The sequence below is a fragment of the Serratia sp. CY44782 genome (assembly GCF_052168715.1).
In the GTDB taxonomy this organism is placed as follows: Bacteria; Pseudomonadota; Gammaproteobacteria; order Enterobacterales; family Enterobacteriaceae; genus Serratia; species Serratia nevei.
This window is the reverse complement of record NZ_JBJNME010000002.1, coordinates 429,122-451,557: the sequence shown is the minus strand read 5'-3', so window position 1 is coordinate 451,557 and position 22,436 is coordinate 429,122. Positions and strand designations below refer to the sequence as shown.

Annotated in this window: 21 protein-coding genes; 11 read left to right on the top strand and 10 right to left on the bottom strand. The window is 59.1% G+C overall.

Features of this window, described 5'->3' with window-relative positions:
- The first annotated feature begins 133 nt into the window (after positions 1-133).
- The 3 genes from tamA to ACJ8HT_RS05600 are packed head-to-tail and all read left to right on the top strand — an operon-like array spanning position 134 to position 6,017.
- Positions 134-1,852, top strand: coding sequence for an autotransporter assembly complex protein TamA (gene tamA, locus ACJ8HT_RS05610; RefSeq protein WP_208523685.1), 1,719 nt, complete (start codon positions 134-136; stop codon positions 1,850-1,852).
- Positions 1,849-5,667: an autotransporter assembly complex protein TamB gene (gene tamB, locus ACJ8HT_RS05605; protein WP_197652810.1), complete on the top strand. Its 3,819-nt coding sequence runs from the start codon at positions 1,849-1,851 to the stop codon at positions 5,665-5,667. The genes tamA and tamB overlap by 4 nt, the downstream gene beginning before the upstream one ends.
- 2 nt (positions 5,668-5,669) lie before the next feature.
- The gene (locus tag ACJ8HT_RS05600; RefSeq protein WP_033648686.1) at positions 5,670-6,017 is read left to right on the top strand and encodes a gamma-glutamylcyclotransferase family protein; all 348 of its coding nucleotides are present in this window, start codon (positions 5,670-5,672) and stop codon (positions 6,015-6,017) included.
- A 52-nt stretch (positions 6,018-6,069) separates the two neighbouring features.
- On the opposite strand, the gene ppa is transcribed toward ACJ8HT_RS05600, so the two are convergent.
- Complete coding sequence (gene ppa, locus ACJ8HT_RS05595; protein WP_004933594.1) at positions 6,070-6,600, bottom strand: inorganic diphosphatase; 531 nt, start codon at positions 6,598-6,600, stop codon at positions 6,070-6,072.
- Between the two features lie 260 nt (positions 6,601-6,860).
- On the opposite strand from ppa, the gene ACJ8HT_RS05590 reads away from it, so the two are divergent.
- On the top strand, positions 6,861-8,414 hold the full coding sequence (locus ACJ8HT_RS05590; protein ID WP_060421931.1) for a methyl-accepting chemotaxis protein: 1,554 nt from the start codon (positions 6,861-6,863) through the stop codon (positions 8,412-8,414).
- A gap of 45 nt (positions 8,415-8,459) precedes the next feature.
- On the opposite strand, the gene fbp is transcribed toward ACJ8HT_RS05590, so the two are convergent.
- Positions 8,460-9,464: a class 1 fructose-bisphosphatase gene (fbp, locus tag ACJ8HT_RS05585; protein WP_004933587.1), complete on the bottom strand. Its 1,005-nt coding sequence runs from the start codon at positions 9,462-9,464 to the stop codon at positions 8,460-8,462.
- A 169-nt stretch (positions 9,465-9,633) separates the two neighbouring features.
- On the opposite strand from fbp, the gene mpl reads away from it, so the two are divergent.
- On the top strand, positions 9,634-11,013 hold the full coding sequence (mpl, locus tag ACJ8HT_RS05580) for a UDP-N-acetylmuramate:L-alanyl-gamma-D-glutamyl-meso-diaminopimelate ligase (RefSeq protein WP_033636810.1): 1,380 nt from the start codon (positions 9,634-9,636) through the stop codon (positions 11,011-11,013).
- A 197-nt stretch (positions 11,014-11,210) separates the two neighbouring features.
- On the opposite strand, the gene yhcN (ACJ8HT_RS05575) is transcribed toward mpl, so the two are convergent.
- The 3 genes from yhcN (ACJ8HT_RS05575) to argR form a co-directional block, all read right to left on the bottom strand.
- The gene (gene yhcN, locus ACJ8HT_RS05575; protein WP_004933578.1) at positions 11,211-11,474 is read right to left on the bottom strand and encodes a peroxide/acid stress response protein YhcN; all 264 of its coding nucleotides are present in this window, start codon (positions 11,472-11,474) and stop codon (positions 11,211-11,213) included.
- A 120-nt stretch (positions 11,475-11,594) separates the two neighbouring features.
- Positions 11,595-11,858 (bottom strand): peroxide/acid stress response protein YhcN, encoded by a 264-nt coding sequence (gene yhcN / locus ACJ8HT_RS05570; RefSeq protein ID WP_038879766.1) that lies wholly within the window; start codon positions 11,856-11,858, stop codon positions 11,595-11,597.
- A gap of 403 nt (positions 11,859-12,261) precedes the next feature.
- Positions 12,262-12,732 (bottom strand): transcriptional regulator ArgR, encoded by a 471-nt coding sequence (argR, locus tag ACJ8HT_RS05565; protein ID WP_004933572.1) that lies wholly within the window; start codon positions 12,730-12,732, stop codon positions 12,262-12,264.
- A gap of 464 nt (positions 12,733-13,196) precedes the next feature.
- Here argR and mdh point away from each other — a divergent pair, with 464 nt between their 5' ends.
- Positions 13,197-14,135: a malate dehydrogenase gene (gene mdh / locus ACJ8HT_RS05560; RefSeq protein WP_004933569.1), complete on the top strand. Its 939-nt coding sequence runs from the start codon at positions 13,197-13,199 to the stop codon at positions 14,133-14,135.
- Positions 14,136-14,201: 66 nt separating this feature from the next.
- On the opposite strand, the gene ACJ8HT_RS05555 is transcribed toward mdh, so the two are convergent.
- Positions 14,202-14,462 (bottom strand): helix-turn-helix domain-containing protein, encoded by a 261-nt coding sequence (locus ACJ8HT_RS05555; RefSeq protein WP_016929333.1) that lies wholly within the window; start codon positions 14,460-14,462, stop codon positions 14,202-14,204.
- Positions 14,463-14,643: 181 nt separating this feature from the next.
- Between ACJ8HT_RS05555 and ACJ8HT_RS05550 the strand changes: the two genes are divergently transcribed.
- On the top strand, positions 14,644-15,000 hold the full coding sequence (locus ACJ8HT_RS05550) for a DNA-binding protein (protein WP_038879765.1): 357 nt from the start codon (positions 14,644-14,646) through the stop codon (positions 14,998-15,000).
- A 48-nt stretch (positions 15,001-15,048) separates the two neighbouring features.
- Here the strand turns inward: ACJ8HT_RS05550 and ispB are convergent, their stop codons facing one another.
- Positions 15,049-16,020, bottom strand: a complete 972-nt coding sequence (gene ispB / locus ACJ8HT_RS05545; RefSeq protein WP_194573027.1) for an octaprenyl diphosphate synthase — start codon at positions 16,018-16,020, stop codon at positions 15,049-15,051.
- Positions 16,021-16,290: 270 nt separating this feature from the next.
- Between ispB and rplU the strand changes: the two genes are divergently transcribed.
- From rplU to cgtA, 4 genes are all read left to right on the top strand, one after another.
- Positions 16,291-16,602: a 50S ribosomal protein L21 gene (rplU, locus tag ACJ8HT_RS05540; RefSeq protein WP_004933561.1), complete on the top strand. Its 312-nt coding sequence runs from the start codon at positions 16,291-16,293 to the stop codon at positions 16,600-16,602.
- 17 nt (positions 16,603-16,619) lie between these two features.
- Positions 16,620-16,877: a 50S ribosomal protein L27 gene (rpmA, locus tag ACJ8HT_RS05535; RefSeq protein WP_004933559.1), complete on the top strand. Its 258-nt coding sequence runs from the start codon at positions 16,620-16,622 to the stop codon at positions 16,875-16,877.
- Between the two features lie 102 nt (positions 16,878-16,979).
- Positions 16,980-17,951 carry a DMT family transporter gene (locus ACJ8HT_RS05530; RefSeq protein WP_049198339.1) on the top strand — a complete coding sequence of 324 codons (972 nt, stop codon included), beginning with the start codon at positions 16,980-16,982 and terminating at the stop codon, positions 17,949-17,951.
- A 16-nt stretch (positions 17,952-17,967) separates the two neighbouring features.
- Positions 17,968-19,140 (top strand): Obg family GTPase CgtA, encoded by a 1,173-nt coding sequence (gene cgtA / locus ACJ8HT_RS05525; protein ID WP_004933553.1) that lies wholly within the window; start codon positions 17,968-17,970, stop codon positions 19,138-19,140.
- A 36-nt stretch (positions 19,141-19,176) separates the two neighbouring features.
- On the opposite strand, the gene pmrB is transcribed toward cgtA, so the two are convergent.
- The 3 genes from pmrB to dacB are packed head-to-tail and all read right to left on the bottom strand — an operon-like array spanning position 19,177 to position 22,339.
- Entirely contained in the window at positions 19,177-20,238 is a 1,062-nt protein-coding gene (gene pmrB / locus ACJ8HT_RS05520; RefSeq protein ID WP_087763017.1) for a two-component system sensor histidine kinase PmrB, read from the bottom strand.
- Positions 20,235-20,897, bottom strand: a complete 663-nt coding sequence (gene pmrA / locus ACJ8HT_RS05515; RefSeq protein WP_019453348.1) for a two-component system response regulator PmrA — start codon at positions 20,895-20,897, stop codon at positions 20,235-20,237. Before pmrA ends, pmrB begins: the two co-directional genes overlap by 4 nt.
- Positions 20,898-20,905: 8 nt before the next feature.
- Positions 20,906-22,339, bottom strand: coding sequence for a serine-type D-Ala-D-Ala carboxypeptidase (gene dacB / locus ACJ8HT_RS05510; protein ID WP_048232490.1), 1,434 nt, complete (start codon positions 22,337-22,339; stop codon positions 20,906-20,908).
- Positions 22,340-22,436: the final 97 nt, after the last annotated feature.

The following is a 22,436-nucleotide window of genomic DNA, read 5'->3' as shown; positions in this document are numbered from 1 at the left end:
CGGCGGGCGGCGTCCGGAACAAGGCTGAAGAGGGCTGCCGTCATGATAGCGCGGAGTCTGCCCTGGCCCCGGAGCGAACACCATAACAGGAAAGTAAAATCAATAAGGAGAACACGTGCCAAAGTACCCGGTCATGTGCTTGATAGCTGTGTTGCTTGCGGCACCTGCAGCCTACGCGGCGAACGTGCGGTTGCAGGTGGAAGGGTTAAGCGGAGAGTTGGAAAAAAACGTTCGGGTGCGCCTGTCGTCGATCACGCCTGAAGAGGTCGGCACCGACGGTCGCTTCCGCGCACGGGTGGATGAGGCGGTGCGCCAGGGGCTGCGCGCGCTCGGTTATTACCAGCCGACAATCGAATTTACGCTGGACGATCGGCCGGGGATGTCGCGCCCGGTGCTGCATGCCAAGGTCAATCCGGGCGAACCGGTGCGTATCGCCGGCGCCAACATCGTGCTGGAAGGCGGCGCGAAGACCGATGAGGACTACCTGGCGCTGGTAAAGAAGGACCGGCCGACCATCGGCGAGATCCTTAACCACGGCAAGTATGACAGTTTCAAAGGCTCGCTCACCGGCCTGGCGCTGCGCAAAGGCTATTTCGATGCCGACATGACCAAAAGCCAGCTCGGCGTGGCCGAAGATCTGCACAAGGCGTTTTGGGATATCGATTTCAACAGCGGCGAGCGTTACCGCTTCGGCAAGGTGAAATTCACCGGCTCGCAAATCCGCGAAGACTATCTGCAAAATCTGGTGCCCTTTCATCAGGGGGATTACTACAGTTCGGAGGATTTGGCCGAGCTGAACCGCCGTTTGTCCGCCACCAACTGGTTCAACTCGGTGGTGGTATCCCCTGATTTCAACGATGCCAAAGAGAACAAGATTTTGCCGTTGGACGCGCTGGTGACGCCGCGCACGCGCAACACCGTCGAAACCGGTATCGGTTACTCCACTGACGTCGGCCCGCGGGTGAAAGGCACCTGGAAAAAGCCCTGGCTCAACGATCGCGGGCATAGCCTGGAAACCAGCGCCAGCGTGTCGGCGCCGGAGCAGCAGCTGGATCTGACCTACAAGATCCCGCTGCTCAAGAACCCGCTGGAGCAGTATTACCTGCTGCAGGGCGGCCTCAAGAACGTCAATCTTAACGACACCAAGTCCGTCACCTCCAAAGTGGTGGCCTCGCGCAACTGGGATCTCTCCAGCGGCTGGCAGCGGGCGATCAACCTGACCTGGCGCTGGGATAACTTTACCCAGGGTAACGTCAGCAACACCACCATGCTGCTGTATCCCGGCGTCAGCTTCAACCGCACCCGCTCGCGCGGCGGCCTGATGCCGACCTGGGGCGACAGCCAGCGCTACTCTATCGACGTGTCCGACACCACCTGGGGTTCCGGCGTGGACTTCGCGCTGATGCAGGCGCAGAACGTGTGGATCCGCACGCTGGCCGACAAGCACCGTTTCGTGGCGCGCGGCCAGGTGGGCTGGATCGAAACCAACGACTTCGACAAGGTGCCGCCGGATCTGCGTTTCTTCGCCGGCGGTGACCGCAGTATTCGTGGCTACAAGTACAAAGACATTTCGCCGCGCGATGACGACGGCAAGCTGACCGGCGCCTCCAAGATGCTGACCGGCTCGCTGGAGTACCAGTACAACGTGACCGGCAAATGGTGGGGGGCGATGTTCGTCGACTCCGGTGAAGCGGTGAACGATATCAAGAAAAGCAACTTCAAGACCGGCGCCGGCGTAGGCGTGCGCTGGCAGTCGCCGGTGGGGCCGGTGAAGCTGGATATCGCCGCGCCTGTGGGAGACAAGGACACCCACGGGATGCAGTTCTACATCGGTTTGGGGCCTGAACTATGAGCCTGGTTAAAAAGATTTGTCTCGGATTTCTGGTCGTTCTGCTGTTGCTGATCGGCGGCTTGGCCTTCCTGATAGGCACCACCACCGGTTTGCATATGGTCATCAACGGCGCGGCGCGCTGGGTGCCGGGGCTGGAGATCGCCGGCGTCAGCGGCGGCTGGCGCGATCTGACGCTGAAGGGCGTGAAATATCAGATGCCGGGCGTGACGGTCAACGCCGGGCAGTTCCATCTCTCCCTTGACCTGTCTTGCTTTAAACGCAGCTCGCTGTGCGTCAATGCCTTGACCGCCCAGGATGTGGACGTGGCGGTGAACACCAAAGAGATGGCGCCCTCCGCTCCGGTGGAGGAGAGCAGTGAGCCGACCACCAATCTCAGCACGCCTTATCCGATCACCCTGCGCCTGTTGGCGTTGAACAACGTCAAGGTCACCGTCGACGACACCGCCATCTCGCTGGCCGAGTTCCGCACCGGCGCGCAGTGGCAAGAGCGCGCGCTGACGCTGATGCCGACCAAGATCGGCTCGCTGCTGATCGCCTTGCCGAAAACCCCGCAAAACCCGTTGCCGGAAGCGGTGCAGCCGGCGGTCGAGGTGGCGAAAAAGGTCGGCGAGCAGGTTACCGACGCGGCGAAGCCGGCACCTCAGCCGGAAGAGAAGCCGCTGGGCGAAACGCTGAAAGAACTGTTCGCCAAACCGCTGTTGCCGGATCTGCCGGACATCCGTCTGCCGCTGGATATCACCGTCAAAGAGATCAGCGGCGAGCAGCTGCGCTTGACCGGCGATACCGACGTGCTGATCACGAGCCTGTTACTGCAGGCCAGCACGCAGGATCAGCATATCCAGCTGGACAACTTCGACGTGAAGTCGCCGCAGGGCACGCTGTCGGTGCAGGGGCAGGCAACCCTGACCGGCGACTGGCCGGTGGCCCTGACCGCCAACAGCGCGCTGAATATCGAACCGCTGAAGGGCGAGAAGGTGAAGCTGAACATCGGCGGTGGGCTGCGTGACGAGCTAAAGGTGGCGCTGAACCTGTCCGGCCCGGTCGGCGCCCAGCTCGATGTGCAAACCCGGCTGGCCGAAGCTGGCCTGCCGCTGGCGCTGACGTTGCAGAGCAAGCAGCTGAAATGGCCGCTGAGCGGCGAGGCGCAGTATCAGGTCAATGACTTCCGCCTGCGCTTTAACGGCAAGGCGACCGACTACGCGCTGTCGACGCGCGCCAATCTGAAAGGCCAGGACTTGCCGCCGGCGGTGCTGACGCTGGACGGCAAAGGCAACGTCGAGCAGTTCAAGCTGGAGCGCCTGCGCCTGGCGGCGCTGCAGGGCAATACCGATCTTACCGCGCTGGTGGACTGGAGCAAAGCCATCAGCTGGACCTCGCAATTGACGCTGAGCGGCATCAATACCGCCAAGCAGTGGCCGGAATGGCCGGCGAAGCTGGATGGCAAGATCACCACGCGCGGCAGCCTGCACGGCGGCAGCTGGCAGCTGCAGGTGCCGGTATTGCAGCTGGACGGCAACGTGAAGCAGAACAAGGTCACGGCGCGCGGTACGCTGAGCGGCAACGCCGCCGGGCAGTGGAAAATCCCCGGCATCGATCTGGCGCTGGGGCGTAACCAACTGAACGTCAAAGGGCAGCTGGACGAGAAGAGCTGGAACCTGGACGCCAACATCGACGCGCCGCGTCTGGACGGCGCGCTGCCGGGCCTGGGCGGCACCGCCAAAGGGCTGCTGAAGCTGCGCGGCAATCTGCAGGCGCCGCAGCTGCTGGCGGATTTGACCGCTTCCGGCTTGCAGTGGCAGGCGCTGCGCATCAACCGCGTGAAAATAGACGGCGACGTGCGCTCCACGGATCAGATCCAGGGGCAGCTGGCGGTACGCGTCGAACAGCTGAAGCAGGATGCGCTGGAGGTCAGCCTGCTGACCCTCGACGCCAAAGGCAGCGAGAAGCAGCACCAGCTGCAGCTGAAGATTGACGGCAAGCCGGTCTCCGGCCAGCTGGCGCTGCAGGGCAGCTTCGATCGTCAGCAGCAGCGCTGGCGCGGCAATCTGAACAACACCCGTTTCGATACGCCGGTCGGGGAATGGCGCCTGACGCGCGCCATCGCGCTGGACTACCTGAACACCGAGCAGAAAATCAGCGTCGGGCCGCACTGTTGGCAGAACCCGAACGCCGAGCTGTGCGTGCCTAAGACCATTGAAGCCGGCCAGAGCGGCCAGGCCAGCGTGGTGCTCAACCGGTTCGACCTGGCGATGATCAAGCCGTTCCTCGGCCCGGACACCGCCCTGAGCGGCGTGTTCACCGGCCGGGCCGACGTCAGCTGGAAGCCGGGCGGTGCGCTGCCGGAGGCGAAAGTCACGCTGGCCGGCAACGGCGTCAAGGTGGTGCAGCAGGTGCAGGGCAACGCGCTGCCGATCGCCTTCGATACGCTGACCCTCAACGCCGGCCTGAACAACGGCCGCGCGCAGGCCGACTGGCGGATCAAACTGACCAACAACGGCCAGTTCGACGGCAATATCCAGGTGGCGGATCCGCAGGTGCGGCGCACCATCAGCGGCAACGTCAATATCACCAACATCTCGCTGGCGCTGATCAACCCGGCGCTGATGAAGGGCGAAAGCGCGGCGGGCATGCTGAACGCCAACCTGCGCCTGGGCGGCAGCGCGCAGAAGCCGCTGGTGTTCGGGCGTCTGGCGTTGGATCGGGCGAAGGTGCAGGGGCACTGGATGCCGTTCGACATGACCGACGCGCGGCTGGCGGTGAATTTCAACGGCATGACCTCGACGCTGGAAGGGTTGCTCAGCACCACGCGCGGCCAGCTGAATCTGGCGGGCGATGCCGACTGGCGCGATATCAACGCTTGGCGTGCGCGCATTGCCGCCAAGGGCGACAAGCTGCGGGTGACGGTGCCGCCGATGATCCGCATCGACGTGTCGCCGGATCTGGTGTTTGAAGCCACGCCGCAGCTGTTCTCGCTCAACGGCAAGGTCGACATTCCCTGGGCGCGCATCACGGTGCAGGAGCTGCCGGAAAGCGCGGTGGGCGTCTCTTCCGACGAGGTGATGCTGGACGACCAGCTGAAGCCGATTCAACCGAAGACCGCGTCGATCCCGATCAACAGCAATCTGATGATCCACGTCGGCAACGACGTGCGGCTGGACGCCTTTGGCCTGAAAGCCCGCTTGAAGGGCGATCTGAAGGTGGTGCAGGACAAGAAAGGGCTGGGCCTCAACGGCCAGATTGACATCCCTTCCGGCCGATTCCATGCTTATGGTCAGGATTTGATCGTGCGTAAAGGGCAGCTGATGTTCTCCGGCCCGCCGGATCAGCCGCTGCTGAATATCGAGGCGATCCGCAACCCGGAATCCACCGAGGACGATGTGACCGCCGGCGTGCGCGTGACCGGCCTGGCGGATGCGCCGAAGCTGGAAGTGTTCTCCGATCCGGCCAAATCGCAGCAGGAAGCCTTGTCTTATCTGCTGCGCGGCCAGGGCTTGAGCAGCTCCGGCGCCGACGGCAACGCCATGACCTCGATGTTAATCGGCATGGGGGTTGCACAAAGTGGTCAACTTGTGGGTAAAATCGGCGAGGCATTCGGCGTGAGTAATTTGGCTCTGGACACTCAGGGGGTTGGCGACAATTCCCAGGTTGTCGTGAGCGGCTATGTCCTCCCAGGCTTACAAGTAAAATATGGGGTGGGCATTTTCGACTCGCTGGCCACGCTGACGTTGCGTTATCGCCTGATGCCTAAGTTGTATCTTGAAGCGGTGTCTGGTCTCGACCAGGCATTAGATTTGCTCTATCAGTTTGAGTTTTAGCGATGCGAATAATTGTCTACGGCAGTTTACGGCGCAAACAGGGAAACAGCCATTGGATGACCAACGCCCAATGGCTCGGCGAGCACGAGCTCGAAGGCTATCAGATTTATAATCTGGGCCATTACCCGGCGGCGATCCCTGGAGAGGGCACGATACATTGCGAGGTGTATCGTATTAACTCATCGATTCTGGCAGAGCTGGACGAACTGAAAAGCAACACCAAGGACTATAAGCGCGAGCTGATTCAGACGCCTTATGGGAGTGCGTGGATCTACCTGTACAAACACAGCGTGGACGGTTACCCGCGGATTACCAGCGGCGACTGGCTGAAGCGTCTCGACGAACAGTAAGAAAAAAACACCGCTCAATGAGCGGTGTTTTTTCATCGGACGGCGGCTGGCATTACTTCTTGGCAGCGCGTTCGAAGGAGGCGATGATTTCCGCTTTAGCTGCGGCAGCGTCTGCCCAGCCTTCCACTTTCACCCATTTGCCTTTTTCCAGATCTTTGTAGTGCTCGAAGAAGTGAGCGATCTGGGCTTTCAGCAGTTCCGGCAGGTCGTTCACGTCTTTCACGTGATCGTACTCTTTGGTCAGCTTGCTGTGCGGTACCGCAACCAGCTTGGCGTCTTCACCGGCTTCGTCGGTCATCTTCAGCACGCCAACCGGACGGCAGCGGATCACGGAGCCCGGCTGCAGCGGGTATGGGGTTGGGACCAGCACGTCAACCGGGTCACCGTCCAGAGACAGGGTGTGGTTGATGTAGCCGTAGTTGCACGGGTAGAACATCGCGGTGGACATGAAACGGTCAACGAACAGCGCGCCGGTTTCTTTGTCGATTTCGTATTTGATTGGATCGGCGTTGGCCGGGATTTCGATTACTACGTAGATGTCTTCCGGCAGGTCTTTGCCAGCAGGGACCAGATTCAAGCTCATGTCGGTTTCCTTTAATCATCAAACCAGAAATGGAGTGGCGGCTATTATAGCGGACTCTTTTGCGATTTCCTGCCCTTTTCATCGTTGAAAACCCAGCGTGCCGGCGCACGGAGAATTTCCAGATTAATCCCGCCGCGGCATGAAGTTTTGCCTTCGCCTGCCGATAACTTCAACAAACAATAATGAGCCAGCAAAGCTGGCTCCGCGTTTTGCCACCCCTACTACGTCTGATCTCACTATTCTGAAGCCGGGAAGAACTCATGCTAAAAAAGATTACGGTGAAGGCTGGGCTGATCGCCCTGCTGAGCCTGATGACCATGCTGCTGATCATGGTCAGCGTTATTGGCGTCAACGCGATTAACGAAGGATCGCGCTCGATCCATACCTTAAACCAGATCCTCGGCGAAGAGCTGGGCTCGCTGGCCAACAGCTCCAACCTGACGCTGCGCGCCCGAACCGCCGCCTCGCTGGCGGTGCGCCAACGGGAGATCGGCCAGGTCGATGTTTCCGACGCCACCGTGGGCCGCATCTACGGTTACCTCGAGCAGTCGAACAAGGAAATGGCGCGCTTTGTCGGCGTCGGCACCGTGACCGATCGCGGCCGTGAACTCTCCAACCGTCTGCAAAACAGCTACCGCGCCTATCTGGAGCAGGGCGTGAAGCCGATGGCCGCCGCCATCAAGGCCGGCAAGATCGATGAGTATTATCACATCCAGGAAACGCGCATCTCCGCGCTGAGCATCGCGTTCGAAAAGGATCTCAGCGATTTCCGCAGTTTCGCGATGAAGCTTGGCGCGCAGCAGGTGTATGACGCGGAAAACAACGCCAGCACCAAGATCTCGCTGATCGTGGTGGCGGGCCTGCTGAGCGTGCTGCTGGCGGTGCTGGCCTGGTTCGCGCTGCGGGTGATCATTCTGCGCCCGCTGGACGAGTCCATCGCGCAGCTGGAACACATCGCCGGCGGCGATCTGACCCATGAGATCCGCGGTGAGGGCGATACCGAGATGGGCCGCCTGGTGCGGGCGATGCAGCGCATGCAGCAGGCGCTGGCCAGTTCGGTCAGCAAAGTGCGTGACGCCAGCAGCCAGATCGACACCGGTTCACGCGAACTGGCGGCCGGCAACCTGCATCTGGCGCAGCGCACCGAAGAATCGGCCGCTTCGCTGGAAGAGACCGCCGCCAGCATGGAACAGCTGACTTCGACGGTGAAAATGAACGCCGAGAACTGCGAGCAGGCCAACCAACTGGCGCTGAGCGTGTCCGATATCGCCAACCAGGGCAGCGACGTGGTCAGCCAGGTGATGAGCAAGATGCAGGCGATCACCGACAGCTCGCGCCGCATCGCCGACATCATCAGCGTGATGGACGGCATCGCCTTCCAGACCAATATCCTGGCGCTGAACGCGGCGGTAGAAGCGGCGCGGGCCGGCGAACAGGGCCGCGGTTTCGCGGTGGTGGCCGGCGAAGTGCGCAATCTGGCGCAGCGCAGCGCCCAGTCGGCGAAAGAGATCAAAGGGTTGATCGAAGCGTCGCAAAACCGGGTGCAGGAAGGCGAGCAGATGGTGGAGTCGGCGGCGCAGACCATGAGCGGCATCACCGGCGAAGTGGGCCGGGTCACGGCGCTGATGCGTGAGATCTCGGCGGCGACGCGGGAACAAAGCAGCGGCATCGAACAGGTGAACCTGGCGGTGGCGCAGATGGATCAGGTGGCGCAGCAGAATGCGGCACTGGTGGAAGAGTCGGCGGCGGCGACGCGCTCGCTGGAAGATCAGGCTCAGCTGCTGGCGCAGAGCATGGCGGCGTTCAAGCTGTAAGGCGATAAGGGTTCGGCGCGGCGCCGAACCCTTGCAAAGAACGCGTTACTCGTCCGGGTTTTCGGCGATGAAACGTTCTGCGTCTTCTACCATCGACTTGGTGCCGACGAAGAATGGCGCGCGCTGGTGCAGTTTCACCGGCGTGATGTCCAGAATGCGGTTTTTGCCGTCGCTGGCCTTACCGCCGGCCTGTTCGGCCAGGAACGCCATCGGGTTGCATTCGTACAGCAGGCGCAGCTTGCCTTGCGGGTGGCTGGCGGTGCTTGGGTAGATGTAGATGCCGCCTTTCAGCAGGTTGCGGTGGAAGTCCGCCACCAGAGAACCGATGTAGCGCGAGGTATAAGGGCGCTGCGTCGCTTCATCCTGCTCCTGGCAGTATTTGATGTATTTCTTCACGCCGAGAGGGAACTTGATGTAGTTGCCTTCGTTGATGGAATACATGTTGCCGCTCGCCGGGAAGCGCACTTTCTCGTGGGAGAGGCAGAACACGCCCAGAGACGGATCGTAAGTAAAGGCGTGGACGCCGTAACCGGTGGTGTACACCAGCATGGTGGACGAACCGTAAACCACATAACCCGCTGCGACCTGGGCGCTGCCCGGCTGCAGGAAGTCTTCTTCGGTCACCGGCGTGCCGACCGGCGTGATGCGACGGTAGATAGAGAAAATCGTACCGACCGAGACGTTGACATCGATGTTGGACGAACCGTCCAACGGATCCATCAAAACGACATATTTGGCATTTTCAGCTCGCTCGCCGTCGAATATCACGATTTCATCTTCTTCTTCGGAAGCGATACCCGCAACTTCACCACGCGCTTTCAACGCCGCTTTCAGTTTTTCGTTCGCGTACAGGTCCAGTTTCATCTGAACTTCGCCCTGTACGTTGGACACCCCGCTGGTTCCCAGAATATCAACCAGGCCGGCCTTGTTGATGTCGCGGTGGATGATTTTGGCGCCCAGTTTAATTGCAGAAAGTAACGCGGTCAGCTCGCCGGTGGCGTGCGAGAAGTCGTGCTGTTTCTCGACGATAAATTCGCCTAACGTTTTCATGACACAATCCCTGAATCTACGGATGGATAGCGGCCTGTTAACAAACCGCCAACGTTTTCGCGTGCAGTGTAGCCCAAAGATGCGCGCCATTCATAGGCAAATCCATTTCTTCTGGACGATTCTGAGCGTTAGAATATGCCGACATTCGATGCACTCACATGAGAAACCTATGCGCATTCACATTCTTGGGATCTGTGGCACCTTTATGGGCGGGTTGGCGATGCTGGCGCGCTCACTGGGGCATGACGTCACCGGTTCGGACGCCAACGTCTATCCGCCGATGAGCACGCTGCTGGAGAACCAGGGGATCGATCTTATTCAGGGTTATGATCCAGCCCAGCTGGATCCGGCGCCGGATCTGGTGATCATCGGCAACGCCATGACGCGCGGCAACCCGTGCGTGGAGGCGGTGCTGGAGCGTGGCATTCCTTACGTTTCCGGCCCGCAGTGGCTGCACGACGCCGTATTGCGCGATCGCTGGGTACTGGCGGTTGCCGGCACCCACGGCAAAACCACCACCGCCGGCATGGCGACCTGGATCCTCGAGGCCTGCGGCTACCAGCCCGGCTTCGTTATCGGCGGCGTGCCCGGCAACTTCGACGTTTCGGCTCGCCTTGGCGGCAGCCCGTTCTTCGTGATCGAGGCCGACGAGTATGACTGCGCGTTCTTCGACAAGCGCTCCAAGTTCGTGCACTACAGCCCGCGCACGCTGATCATGAATAACCTGGAGTTCGATCACGCCGATATCTTCGACGATCTGAAAGCCATCCAGAAACAGTTCCACCACCTGGTGCGTCTGGTGCCGGGCAAAGGCAAGATCATCCTGCCGGACAACGACAGCCACCTGAAGCAGGTGATGGCGATGGGCTGCTGGAGCGAGCAGGAGCTGGTGGGGGAAGAGGGCACCTGGCGCGCGCAGAAGCTGACGCCGGACGCCAGCCATTACGCGGTGTTCCTCGACGGCGAACAGGTCGGCGAAGTGAACTGGGCACTGGTGGGCGAGCACAACATGCATAACGGCCTGATGGCCATCGCTGCCACCCGTCATGTCGGCGTGCAGCCGGCGGACGCCTGCCGCGCGTTGGGCGATTTCATCAATGCCCGCCGCCGTCTGGAACTGCGTGGCGAAGCCAACGGCGTCACGGTTTACGACGACTTCGCACACCACCCGACGGCGATCCTCGCCACTCTGGCCGCGTTGCGCGGCAAGGTCGGCGGCACGGCGCGCATTCTGGCGGTGCTGGAACCGCGCTCCAACACCATGAAAATGGGCATCAGCAAAAACGATCTGGCGCCTTCGCTCGGCCGCGCCGACGAAGTGTTCCTGTTCCAGCCGCACCACATTCCGTGGCAGGTGGCGGAAGTGGCGGATGCCTGCGTGCAGCCGGCGCACTGGAGCGCGGATCTCGACACGCTGGTGGACATGGTGGTGAAAACCGCACAGCCGGGCGATCACATTCTGGTGATGAGCAACGGCGGCTTCGGCGGCATTCACGATCGCCTGCTGGACGCGCTGGCGAAAAAGCAGGAACCGAAAGTCACCTACTGATCGCTCAGCCGCATCAGTCACATCAAGGGCCGCATTCGCGGCCTTTTTTGCGCCCATAAAAAAGCCCTCGCGAGCGAGGGCAACGGGGTTCGTCGGATAGGACGACGAGAGGGTCTCTGGGAAATCGGCGTTTGCGTCAGAACTCGGCAGTGGCAGTGACGAGGGTAATCAGCTCTGCAAAGCCGTTCCCAGAGTTGTTATTTGTAAATCTCGGCGGTGGCGTGGTAGTTGCCTTCATTACGCGCTTCGATCACGCGGTAGGCGGTTGCGCCTTTCGCGTCGGCTTTCTCCGACAACGCCTGGCGAATGTCGGTCGGCGCGCCGTCGATGCCGCTGACGGTAATGGTGCCGATAGATTGCAGGTTGGCGGTCTGATCGTTAGTCACCAATTGGGCGGCAGAAGCGCCGAAGGAGATGACAGACAGCAGGCCGAGTGCAGCAACAGTAGTTTTCATGTTCATGATAGCGATCCTTGGTCATAACAGCCTGGAAGGGCTTGGCAGCGATTTTTATTCTTGAAGGCCGTTACGACAGCGTTTGATTCCAGAGATGTATTGCCCGTTGCCGGGTAATGCCGGTACTTATTTGTAGATTTCAGCGGTCGCGTGGAAGTTGCCGTCATTGCGGGCTTCGATTACGCGGTAAGCGGTCGCCCCTTTGGCGTCAGCTTTGTCGGACAGCGCCTGGCGAATGTCGGAAGGCGCAGCGGCGACGCCGCTCACGGTGATCACACCGGCCGGCTGCAGTTTTGCGGCCTGAGTCGCGTCAACAGATTGTGCTGCGAATGCACCAAATGAAAGCATGGACAGAACGCTCAGGGTTGCAACGGTAGTTTTAATTTTCATCATCTCACCTCATCGTATTCTTTTATCAGTTCCAACGAACTGTGATTCAGTTCACGAAAATGAGTATACAGCTAGTAACGCGAAAAATTAATAGTTCGCTAACAGTTGCTAGTGAAACTTTAACCTCATGATCCTTATTTTTTATAACCATAAGGAATAAAAAACGCTCATAAAACGATCTTTTGATGTTAAATTTATGTAATTTCAATGAGGTAAGTGCTTTTGACCAAAAGTGCGGAAGATCACAGTGGGTACTGCTGGTTACATGGAGATGTCATGGAAATGTGTTGCTGAGGGATAAGAAAGCAGTGTTAAACGCGGTTGAAGGCAGGAAAGGTAACGCGGGGGTTAAAGAAGCGCTAACAAAGTGCGGGCTACAGCCGCACTTTGTTAGCGCCAGGTTTCACAGCTCTTGCTCGAACACGCCCAGAATAGCTTCATGCAGTTTCTGAGCGGTAAAGCCGTTGGACGGGGTGACGAAAATCGTATCGTCGCCGGCAATCGTGCCGAGGATGCCCTGGGATTTACCCAATGAGTCGAGCAGGCGAGCGATCAGCTGCGCGGCGCCCGGGCTGGTGTGGATCACCACGACGGCGTCGTTATGGTCGACGTCCAGCACCAGATTCTTCAATGGGCTGGTGGTGGTCGGCACGCCGAGTTCGGCAGGAAGGCAATACACCATTTCCATTTTGGCATTGCGCGTACGTACCGCGCCGAACTTGGTCAGCATGCGCGATACTTTGGATTGGTTAATGTTTTCGAAGCCTTCTTCTTGCAGCGCCAAAACGATCTCGCCTTGAGAACTGAATTTTTCTTCTTTCAATAACGCTTTGAACGTCTTGATCAGATCTTCCTGTTTTGCGGGATTACGCATTTTGCACCGTGGAATGTTGATAGTGGAAGTCATGATTATGCATATAGATGAATTTTTATGCAACAAAGGCCGACCCAAAGAAAATAAACATGACCGGGCGGCGAGGAAAGGGCGGCATTTTAACAAAATCCGGCCGCGATGAATATGCCCTTTTGACGACGGAAAATCGGCCTGCGGTGGTAAATAAAATGTTATTAAAATGATGTTGTTCTGATGTTGCGTAAGGGTGTAATGTAACGGCCGGTTAACTTGCTCGTGAATAACCTCGCACTATTTTTGATTAGTGTGCGCTATGCCCTTCATGCGTAAGCGATTTAATCTAAAATGGGCGCGACAGCGGCCGTTTTATTACACCGGCAGGCAAGAATTGGCTAATTTATTGTTTTGAAAGGTGTAATGACTTAAGGTCCGTAACCAACACATTCACGGCGCTTTATATATTTAAGATAATAAAGGAGTATAGGATGAAAGTTGCAGTTCTCGGTGCTGCTGGCGGTATCGGCCAGGCCCTCGCCCTTCTACTCAAAACCCAGCTTCCTTCAGGTTCTGAACTCTCTCTCTACGACATTGCCCCGGTTACCCCAGGCGTTGCCGTCGACTTAAGCCACATCCCAACCGCAGTTAAAATCAAAGGCTTCAGCGGCGAAGACGCGACCCCGGCTCTGCACGGTGCGGACGTGGTGCTGATTTCCGCCGGCGTGGCCCGTAAGCCGGGCATGGATCGCTCTGACCTGTTCAACGTTAACGCCGGCATCGTGCGTAACCTGATTGAGCAAGTGGCGAAAACCTGCCCGAAAGCCTGCATCGGCATCATCACCAACCCGGTTAACACCACGGTCGCCATCGCGGCGGAAGTGCTGAAAAAAGCCGGCGTTTACGACAAGAACAAACTGTTCGGCGTGACTTCGCTGGATATCATCCGTTCCAACACCTTCGTGGCCGAGCTGAAAGGCAAACAGCCGGAAGAGCTGAACGTGCCGGTCATCGGCGGCCACTCTGGCGTAACCATTCTGCCTCTGCTGTCGCAGATCCCTGGCGTGAGCTTCACCGATCAGGAAGTGGCCGATCTGACCAAGCGCATTCAGAACGCAGGCACCGAAGTGGTGGAAGCCAAAGCCGGTGGCGGGTCTGCAACGCTGTCCATGGGCCAGGCGGCCGCACGTTTCGGTCTGTCTCTGGTGCGTGCGCTGCAGGGCGAGAAAGGCGTAGTGGAATGCGCTTACGTTGAAGGCGACGGCAAATACGCTCGCTTCTTCGCGCAGCCGCTGGTACTGGGCAAAAACGGCGTTGAAGAACGTAAAGATATCGGCACTCTGAGCGCCTTCGAGCAGAAAGCGCTGAACGAGATGCTGGACGTGCTGCACAAAGATATCGAGCTGGGCGAGAAGTTCATCAATAACTGATCGTTGCCGATAGTCAGCCGATAAACGCCGCCGGACGCTGTTCCGGCGGTTTTTTTTGCTTAGCGTTCACGATTTGATGCGAGCCTTGCGATCCAGCAGGCAATCATTGTGCGGATCGTAATAACGGCTTGGCCAGATCTCCGAAGGGTGGATGCCTATCGCTTCGGCGATTAGCCATTCCCCTTTTGGCCACGGGCGTGACAGCGCGTTGGCCAGCGTTGATGAACTTAATCCGGCCTTGCGTGACACTGCCGCCAGCGTGGTGCCCTGCTTGCGTAGCGCCGCGATGATATCCGCCGGATGCCAATCTGGGTTCCTTGAATTCATGTTTACATTCCTTTTCTGATTAGCCAAAGTTGCGTTAGTGGTATAACTAACGGGTCAAGGTTAGGCGTTTGAACAACGTGAAACGCTTATTCGGAAATCAGAATACCATTAAATTTCCTAAAAAATACCCAAGTAATTTCTAAAAAATGATATTGCCCACTATTGCCCAGAGATGATGGCCATGAAAAACGAGTGGTTTGCCGCCAAGGAGCTGACAGGCATCGCAGGATTACCTTCCTCACCACAGGGAATCAATCTGATGGCCCGGCGCGAAGGCTGGATCAGCCGCAGGCGTAAAGGCGTGCAGGGAAAAGCGTTGGAGTACCATATCGACAGCCTGCCTTCAAACGTGCGTAACCTGCTGGTGCTGAAGGAGGACGGGGCGGTATATGACGTAGAGCGTCAGGATCCGTTGGCGGTCTGGATCGAGTATTACTACCATTTGACGGAGAGCGAGCGCGAGAAAATGGTGGCTTTCCTGATGCGGGAAGGGATCGGCGGCCTGTTGGCGCGCATCGACGAAGAGAGCAATAGCTAGGCAGGCCCGCGTACGCGGGCCTGATGGTTTTTAAGAAATATTTATTTCTTAAAAGTCACGTTGCACTGCCAGATGGGCCAGGCCTTCCAGCGCCGTACGGTGCGCCGATGCCGGCAAGACCTGCAGCGCGGCGATCGCCTTGTCGGCTTCTTCTTCGGCGCGTTTGCGGGTGTACTCCAGCGAACCGCATTGTTGCATCGCCAGCAGTACCGGCTCCAACAGATGACGGCCGTTGCCCTGCTCAATCGCACTGCGGATCATGTCACGCTGCGCGTCGTCGCCGTTGTGCATCGCGTGCAGCAGCGGCAGGGTCGGTTTCCCTTCGTTCAGATCGTCACCGGTGTTTTTGCCCAGGGTGCTGCCGTCGGCGCTGTAGTCGAGCAGATCGTCGATCAGCTGGAAAGCGGTGCCGAGGTAGCGGCCATAGTCTTGCAGCGCCTGTTCTTGCTCGGCGTTGGCACCGGACAGGATAGCCGACGATTGCGCCGCCGCTTCAAACAGACGGGCGGTTTTGCTGTAGATCACCCGCATATAGCTTTCTTCGCTGATGTCGGGATCGTGCACGTTCATCAACTGCAGCACTTCACCTTCGGCGATGACGTTGACCGCCTCCGACATCAGCGCCAGCACGCGCAGGGATTCCAGGCTGGTCATCATCTGGAAAGCGCGGGTATAGATAAAGTCGCCGACCAGCACGCTGGCGGCGTTGCCGAACGCCGCGTTGGCGGTGGCTTTGCCGCGGCGCATGTCCGATTCGTCGACGACGTCATCATGCAGCAGCGTGGCGGTATGAATGAATTCGATCAGGGCGGCGACGGTGACGTGCTTGTTCCCTTCATAGCCCAACGCCCGTGCCGCCAGGACGGCGATCATCGGCCGGATGCGCTTACCGCCACCGCTGATAATGTAATAGCCAAGCTGATTGATGAGCGTGACATCGGAATTCAGCTGTTCGAGAATTGTTGCGTTCACGGCCGCCATATCTTGCGCGGTTAACTCGGTAATTTGCTCTAGGTTCATTGTGTTTTTTTCAGCTGTGTTTCTCTTCACCGCGTTGAGATCGCTGCTCACATCGGTACATGGCGGTAACTGTCCCTATGATTGTACTTGAAAAACGGTTCAGATAAACGCCACGAAAGAAACTGCGCTTTTTTTCTTCTTTTTTCTACTTCTGGTCTTATTCTGCTCTTGTCATGCGCTGCTTTTTTGCGTAGAATTCGCGCCCTATTGTGAATATTTATAGCGCGCTCTGAACTAACACAGTCGGGCACGCGGAAAGCGGAGTTTTATATGTACGCGGTTTTCCAAAGTGGTGGTAAACAACACCGAGTAAGCGAAGGTCAGACCGTTCGCTTGGAAAAGCTGGACATCGCAACTGGTGAAGCGGTTGAGTTTGACCAGATTCTGATGATCGCTAATGGCGAAGATATCAAAATCGGCGTTCCTTTCGTCGATGGCGGCAAGATCAAAGCTGAAGTCGTTGCTCACGGTCGTGGCGAGAAAATTAAGATTGTTAAGTTTCGTCGTCGTAAGCACCACCGTAAGCAGCAGGGCCACCGTCAGTGGTTCACTGACGTTAAAATCACCGGCATCAGCGCTTAAGTTAGGAGAGCGGATTAATGGCACACAAAAAGGCTGGCGGCTCGACTCGTAACGGTCGCGATTCAGAAGCTAAACGTCTGGGCGTAAAACGCTTTGGCGGCGAAGCAGTACTGGCAGGCAGCATCATCGTTCGTCAGCGCGGCACCAAATTCCACGCTGGTACCAACGTGGGTTGCGGCAAAGACCACACTCTGTTTGCTTTGAAAGACGGTAAAGTCAAATTCGAAGTTAAAGGCCCGAGCAATCGTAAATTCATCAGCATCGAAGCTGAATAATTTTTCGAGCCTTACGAAATAGATGTAAGCCCCGCAATTCGTTGCGGGGCTTTTTACATTTATGGGCTGCCTAGCAGGCCCGTCAGCGTTGGCAAAGGTGATATGGATACGAAGCAGCAGGTCGGCGTTGGCATTTCCCTGGCGTTAACCACGGCGGTTTGCTGGGGCGCGTTGCCGATCGCGATGAAAGAAGTATTGGCGGTGATGGAGCCGTTTACCATCGTCTGGTATCGCTTTACCATAGCCGCCATCGGTTTGGGCGCGATCCTCGCGGTGCGCGGCAAGCTGCCGCCGCTGACGATGTTCCGCCAGCCGCGCTGGCTGCTGCTGTTGGCGATCGCCACGGCAGGGCTGCTGGGCAACTTTGTGTTCTTCAGCTCCTCGCTGCAATACCTGAGCCCGACGGCGTCGCAGGTGATTGGCCAGCTGTCGCCGGTGGGCATGATGTTCGCCAGCGTGCTGATTTTAAAAGAACGCATGCGCATTACCCAGGTCATTGGTGCCTTGATGCTGATTTGCGGACTGATGCTGTTTTTCAACGTCAGTCTGATAGAGATCTTCACCCGGCTGACGGACTACACGCTGGGCGTTATGCTAGGCGTGTGTGCGGCGATGGTCTGGGTGAGCTACGGCGTGGCGCAGAAGGTATTGCTGCGCCGACTGGCTTCGCCGCAGATCCTGGTTATGTTGTACACTTTATGTGCGATAGCGTTGTTCCCTCTGGCCAAACCCGAGGTGATTTTCCAGCTTAGTGGCTGGCAATTGGCGTGCCTGCTGTTTTGTGGCGCCAACACGCTGATCGGCTACGGTGCGTTGGCAGAGGCGATGGCGCGCTGGCAGGCGGCGCAGGTGAGCGCGTTGGTGACGCTGACCCCGTTGTTTACCCTGCTGTTTTCAGATTTATTGGCGTTGGCCTGGCCCCAGGCATTCGCCGCACCGACGTTGAATATCGTCGGTTATGTTGGCGCGTTTGTGGTTGTGGCGGGCGCTATGTTTTCCGCAATTGGTCACCGGTGGTGGCCGCGACGGGCAGAACCCCCCCAGGTTGCTCCTTTGAAGCAGCCCGGTGAATGATTTACGGAGACGGTAAATGAAGTTTGTAGATGAAGCAGCGATTCTGGTCGTTGCAGGCGACGGCGGCAACGGATGCGTCAGCTTCCGCCGCGAAAAATATATCCCGAACGGTGGGCCTGACGGCGGTGACGGCGGCGACGGCGGCGACGTCTACCTGCTGGCGGACGAGAACCTCAACACTCTGATCGACTACCGCTTTGAAAAGTCTTTCCGCGCCGAGCGCGGCCAGAATGGTCAGAGCCGCGACTGTACCGGTAAACGCGGTAAAGACGTCATCATCAAGGTGCCGGTCGGCACGCGCGTGAAGGATCAGGGCACCGGCGAGATCCTCGGCGACATGACCCGCCACGAGCAAAAGCTGATGGTCGCCAAGGGCGGCTGGCACGGCTTGGGCAACACCCGTTTCAAATCTTCGGTCAACCGTGCACCGCGTCAGAAGACGCTGGGTACCGCTGGCGAAGCGCGCGACCTGTTGCTGGAACTGTTGCTGCTGGCCGATGTGGGCATGCTGGGCCTGCCGAACGCCGGCAAATCGACCTTCATCCGCGCGGTGTCCGCCGCCAAGCCGAAGGTGGCCGACTATCCGTTTACCACGCTGGTGCCGAGCCTGGGCGTGGTGCGTATGGACCACGAGCAGAGCTTTGTGGTCGCCGACATTCCGGGGCTGATCGAGGGCGCATCCGAAGGCGCGGGCTTGGGCATTCGCTTCCTGAAACACCTGGAGCGTTGCCGCGTGCTGCTGCACCTGGTGGACATCGCGCCGATCGACGAATCCGATCCGGTGGAAAACGCCAAAGTCATCATCAACGAGTTGAACCAATACAGCGAAAATCTGGCGCAGAAGCCACGCTGGCTGGTGTTCAACAAAATTGATGTGATTGGTGAGGAAGAAGCCGCCGAACGCGCCAAGGCGATTGTGGAAGGCATGGGCTGGGAAGGGAAGTACTACATGATCTCCGCCGCCAACCGCGAAGGCGTCAACGCGCTGTGCTGGGACGTAATGAACTTCATCAACACCCAGCCGAAAGCGATGGCGATCGAAGAAAGCGCGCCGGAAAAAGTCGAATTCATGTGGGATGACTACCACCGTGAGCAAATCGCGGAAGTGGAAGCCGAAGCAGAAGATGACTGGGATGACGACTGGGACGAAGACGACGACGAAGGCGTCGAAATCATTTACCAGAAGTAATTCGGTGATAAAGGGCTCAGCAACGCTGGGCCCTTGTTATTTGAGCGCCTTTTCCGGCAGCCAGCACTGAGCGTTCAGGCCGCGGGCATCGCGGCGGTTTTCCAGCGTCAAACGCCCCTGGTGCAACTGCACGATGCGGATCACGATATTCAAGCCCAGCCCGCTGCCGCCGTAGCGTTGATCCATGCGGCGAAACGCCTGCGTCAGCTCCCCGACCATCTCTTCCTTGATCCCCGGGCCATCGTCGATGACCTGCAGCAGATAGCCGCTGTCCTGCGGCGTTAACCGCACCTGTATCGCGCCGCCTTCCGGGCCGTAACGGTGGGCGTTTTCGACCAGGTTGCGCAGCAGCAGCCGCAGCAGCACCGGATCGCCGTTCACCGCGGCGGTGGCCGGCAATTGCCAGTCCAGCGTCTGCGCGCGTTGGGCGGTCATTTCGCCGAGTTCTTCCTGCAGCGGCTGAATCACATCGGCCACCCAATCGAAATGCTGGTAATGACCGCTGGCGAAGTCTTGCCCGGCGCGTGACAGCATCAGCAGTTGCTCAACGGTGTGCATCAGCTGATCGATGCGGGCGATCAGCGCCTGGCTGCCTTTGACGCCCTGTTTCTCCATCAGTTCCAGATGCAGGCGAATGCCGGCCAGCGGCGTGCGCAGCTCGTGGGCCGCATCGGCGGTGAACAGGCGCTCCTGCTGGATGGTGTTGTCCAGCCGCGAGAACAGCTGATTGAGCGCATTGGTGACTGCCACCATTTCCAGGCTGTCGCTGTTGATTGGCAGCGGCGTCAGGTTATCGGCAGAGCGCTTTTCCAGCCGCTGCTGCAATTGGTTGAGCGGGCGGGTGATCCAGCTGATGGCCCAGAATGACGCCAGCAGCGTGACGATCATCATGATCAGCGACGGTGCCAGCAGCGATGCAATGGCCTCGGCGATCTCGGTATCGACGCGCTCGCTGCGCACTTTGGCGGACAAGGTTTCGTCCACCAGGAAGCTGATCTGTTCCTGGCTTTCGTGCCACAGCCAGAAGGCGCTGATGAGCTGCGTGACCAGCAGGATCAGCGCCAGCATCAGCAGCAGGCGGCGGCGCATGCTGATCATGAAGAAGGTTCCAGACGATAGCCGATGCCGCGCACGGTGCGGATGCGATCCTTGCCCAGCTTGCGGCGCAGGTTGTGGATATGCACTTCCAGCGTGTTGGAGCCCAAATCGTCTTGCCAGGTGTAGAGATCCTGCTGCAGGAGTTCACGGTTAACCGTTTGGCCGGCACGCATGATAAGACGCGCCAGAATGGCGAACTCTTTCGGCGTAACCTCCACCGGCTGCTGCTGCAGGTAGACCTGCTGGCTGGAGAGGTTCAGCTGCAGGTCATCCACCTGCATCAGATTGTCGCTGTGGCCCTGGTAGCGCCGCAGGAGGGCGCGCACGCGTGCCTGCAGTTCGACCAGCGCGAAGGGTTTGACCAGGTAGTCGTCGGCGCCGGCGTCCAGCCCGTCGACACGATCTTCCAGGGCGTCGCGGGCGGTCAGGATCAGCACCGGCAGATCGATCTGCTGGCGGCGCCACTGCCGCAGCAGCGCGGCGCCGTCCATGTCCGGCAGGCCGAGATCCAGGATCACCATGCTGTATTGGCTGGTGATGAGCAAGCTGTTGGCCTCCGCCGCCGTGGCGGCGCAGTCGCAGACGTAGCCTTCGCCGGTCAGCGCCAGCGCCAGCCCCTGTTGCAGCAGTTCATCATCCTCAACGACCAACAGCTTCATGACGATCCTCAGTTGTTTTGGTAAATATCCCGATACAGGCGGCTTTCGAAGCGTACCAGCGGTGCGCGGCGCTGCTTCTGATCTTCCGGCGGTACGGCGTAGCCGGAGAGGTACTGCACGAAGGCCATGCGCTGGCCGCTGGCGGTGGTGATGAAGCCCGCCAGGTTGTACACGCCCTGCAGCGCGCCGGTCTTGGCCGACACTTTGCCGTCGACGCCGGCTTCGTGCAGGCCGCCGCGGTAGCGTAGGGTGCCGTCATAGCCGGACAGCGGCAGCATCGAGATGAAGTTCAGCTCGTTGTCGTGCTGCGCGATGTACTGCAGCGCCTGCATCATGGTCGCCGGCGCCAGCAGGTTGTGGCGCGACAGGCCGGAACCGTCGGCGATGATGGTATTGCCCAGATCGATGCCGGCTTTCTGGCGCAGCACCTGCCGTACCGCATCGGAACCCGCGCGCCAGGTGCCCGGCACGCCGAAACGTTCGTGGCCGATGGTGCGGAAGACGGTATCGGCGATCATGTTGTCCGATTTCTTCAGCATGATCTTCAACAGATCGTGCAGCGGCGCCGACTGGGTTTGCGCGATCACTGTGCCGGTGATGCCGGGGCGCGTCTGGCGTTTCAAATGCCCGTCGATTTGGATGCCGGCCTGCGTCAGCTCGTCTTTCAGGATGGCGCCCGCGTAGCTGGCACCGTCCTGGATGGCGAAGGCCAACGGCAGCGGTTCGCTGCGCTGCGTCAGGCAGCCGGTCAGGGTAAAGCGGTTCAGCTCGCCCGGCACCACGTCCAGTTCGCAGTACTGCGCGTCAGCGGAGCCGCGTGCCAGGGTGCGCACCTGGCTAAACATATTGACCGGATAATAGGAGGCGACGCGGATAAACGCCATGTCGCCCGGGTTCGGCGCGCTGTAGAGCGAGACCGAGAAACAGTTGCGATCGACGATGGCGGCGGCCGGCGGCGCGCTGAAGCACTGCGTCAGATCGTTCCACGGCCAGCCGGGCGCCTTGTCATGGCTGGCGAAGACCGAGGTGTCGACCAGCACGTCGCCGCTGATTTGGCGCACGCCCTGCTTCTTCAGGACGGCCACCATATTGCGCAGGCTCTGGCGTTTGAAAGTCGGATCGCCGCTGAAGCGGGCAATCAGGTTGCCGCGCAGCACGCCGTCGCGAATATCGCCCTGGCTCTCCAGCGTGGTGGTGAAACGGTAATCGGGCCCGAGTTGCAATAGCGCAGCCAGCGCCGTCAGCACTTTTTGGGTACTGGCCGGCAGCGCCATCTGCTGAGAGTGGTAATCGATCGTCGGCGCGCTGGCGCCGATCTTCTGAACGACCAGGGCAAGGTTGGCCCCATCAGGCAGATATTGTGTGTACTCTTCAACCGGGGCCGCATTCGCATTCAGAACAAATGCGCAAGCCAATGCACTGACAATTCGTGAAAAACGCATAATCTCGGGATAACAGCTGGATAACGTGCCGTCATACTACGGTGCAATCAGGGAAAAAGTAAACGATGACCCTCAAGGAACTCTAGGCTAAAATGCG

What these genes read in the sequence shown, in the direction of transcription:
- pmrB (WP_087763017.1), bottom strand. Translation starts at nt 20,238, where the DNA reads ATGATCAGCATGCGCCGCCGCCTGCTGCTGATGCTGGCGCTGATCCTG.
- ACJ8HT_RS05530 (WP_049198339.1), top strand. Translation starts at nt 16,980, where the DNA reads ATGGATACGAAGCAGCAGGTCGGCGTTGGCATTTCCCTGGCGTTAACC.
- ACJ8HT_RS05600 (WP_033648686.1), top strand. Translation starts at nt 5,670, where the DNA reads ATGCGAATAATTGTCTACGGCAGTTTACGGCGCAAACAGGGAAACAGC.
- mpl (WP_033636810.1), top strand. Translation starts at nt 9,634, where the DNA reads ATGCGCATTCACATTCTTGGGATCTGTGGCACCTTTATGGGCGGGTTG.
- tamA (WP_208523685.1), top strand. Translation starts at nt 134, where the DNA reads ATGTGCTTGATAGCTGTGTTGCTTGCGGCACCTGCAGCCTACGCGGCG.
- rpmA (WP_004933559.1), top strand. Translation starts at nt 16,620, where the DNA reads ATGGCACACAAAAAGGCTGGCGGCTCGACTCGTAACGGTCGCGATTCA.
- ppa (WP_004933594.1), bottom strand. Translation starts at nt 6,600, where the DNA reads ATGAGCTTGAATCTGGTCCCTGCTGGCAAAGACCTGCCGGAAGACATC.
- fbp (WP_004933587.1), bottom strand. Translation starts at nt 9,464, where the DNA reads ATGAAAACGTTAGGCGAATTTATCGTCGAGAAACAGCACGACTTCTCG.
- ispB (WP_194573027.1), bottom strand. Translation starts at nt 16,020, where the DNA reads ATGAACCTAGAGCAAATTACCGAGTTAACCGCGCAAGATATGGCGGCC.
- ACJ8HT_RS05550 (WP_038879765.1), top strand. Translation starts at nt 14,644, where the DNA reads ATGAAAAACGAGTGGTTTGCCGCCAAGGAGCTGACAGGCATCGCAGGA.
- yhcN (WP_038879766.1), bottom strand. Translation starts at nt 11,858, where the DNA reads ATGAAAATTAAAACTACCGTTGCAACCCTGAGCGTTCTGTCCATGCTT.
- argR (WP_004933572.1), bottom strand. Translation starts at nt 12,732, where the DNA reads ATGCGTAATCCCGCAAAACAGGAAGATCTGATCAAGACGTTCAAAGCG.
- ACJ8HT_RS05590 (WP_060421931.1), top strand. Translation starts at nt 6,861, where the DNA reads ATGCTAAAAAAGATTACGGTGAAGGCTGGGCTGATCGCCCTGCTGAGC.
- rplU (WP_004933561.1), top strand. Translation starts at nt 16,291, where the DNA reads ATGTACGCGGTTTTCCAAAGTGGTGGTAAACAACACCGAGTAAGCGAA.
- dacB (WP_048232490.1), bottom strand. Translation starts at nt 22,339, where the DNA reads ATGCGTTTTTCACGAATTGTCAGTGCATTGGCTTGCGCATTTGTTCTG.
- tamB (WP_197652810.1), top strand. Translation starts at nt 1,849, where the DNA reads ATGAGCCTGGTTAAAAAGATTTGTCTCGGATTTCTGGTCGTTCTGCTG.
- ACJ8HT_RS05555 (WP_016929333.1), bottom strand. Translation starts at nt 14,462, where the DNA reads ATGAATTCAAGGAACCCAGATTGGCATCCGGCGGATATCATCGCGGCG.
- yhcN (WP_004933578.1), bottom strand. Translation starts at nt 11,474, where the DNA reads ATGAACATGAAAACTACTGTTGCTGCACTCGGCCTGCTGTCTGTCATC.
- cgtA (WP_004933553.1), top strand. Translation starts at nt 17,968, where the DNA reads ATGAAGTTTGTAGATGAAGCAGCGATTCTGGTCGTTGCAGGCGACGGC.
- mdh (WP_004933569.1), top strand. Translation starts at nt 13,197, where the DNA reads ATGAAAGTTGCAGTTCTCGGTGCTGCTGGCGGTATCGGCCAGGCCCTC.
- pmrA (WP_019453348.1), bottom strand. Translation starts at nt 20,897, where the DNA reads ATGAAGCTGTTGGTCGTTGAGGATGATGAACTGCTGCAACAGGGGCTG.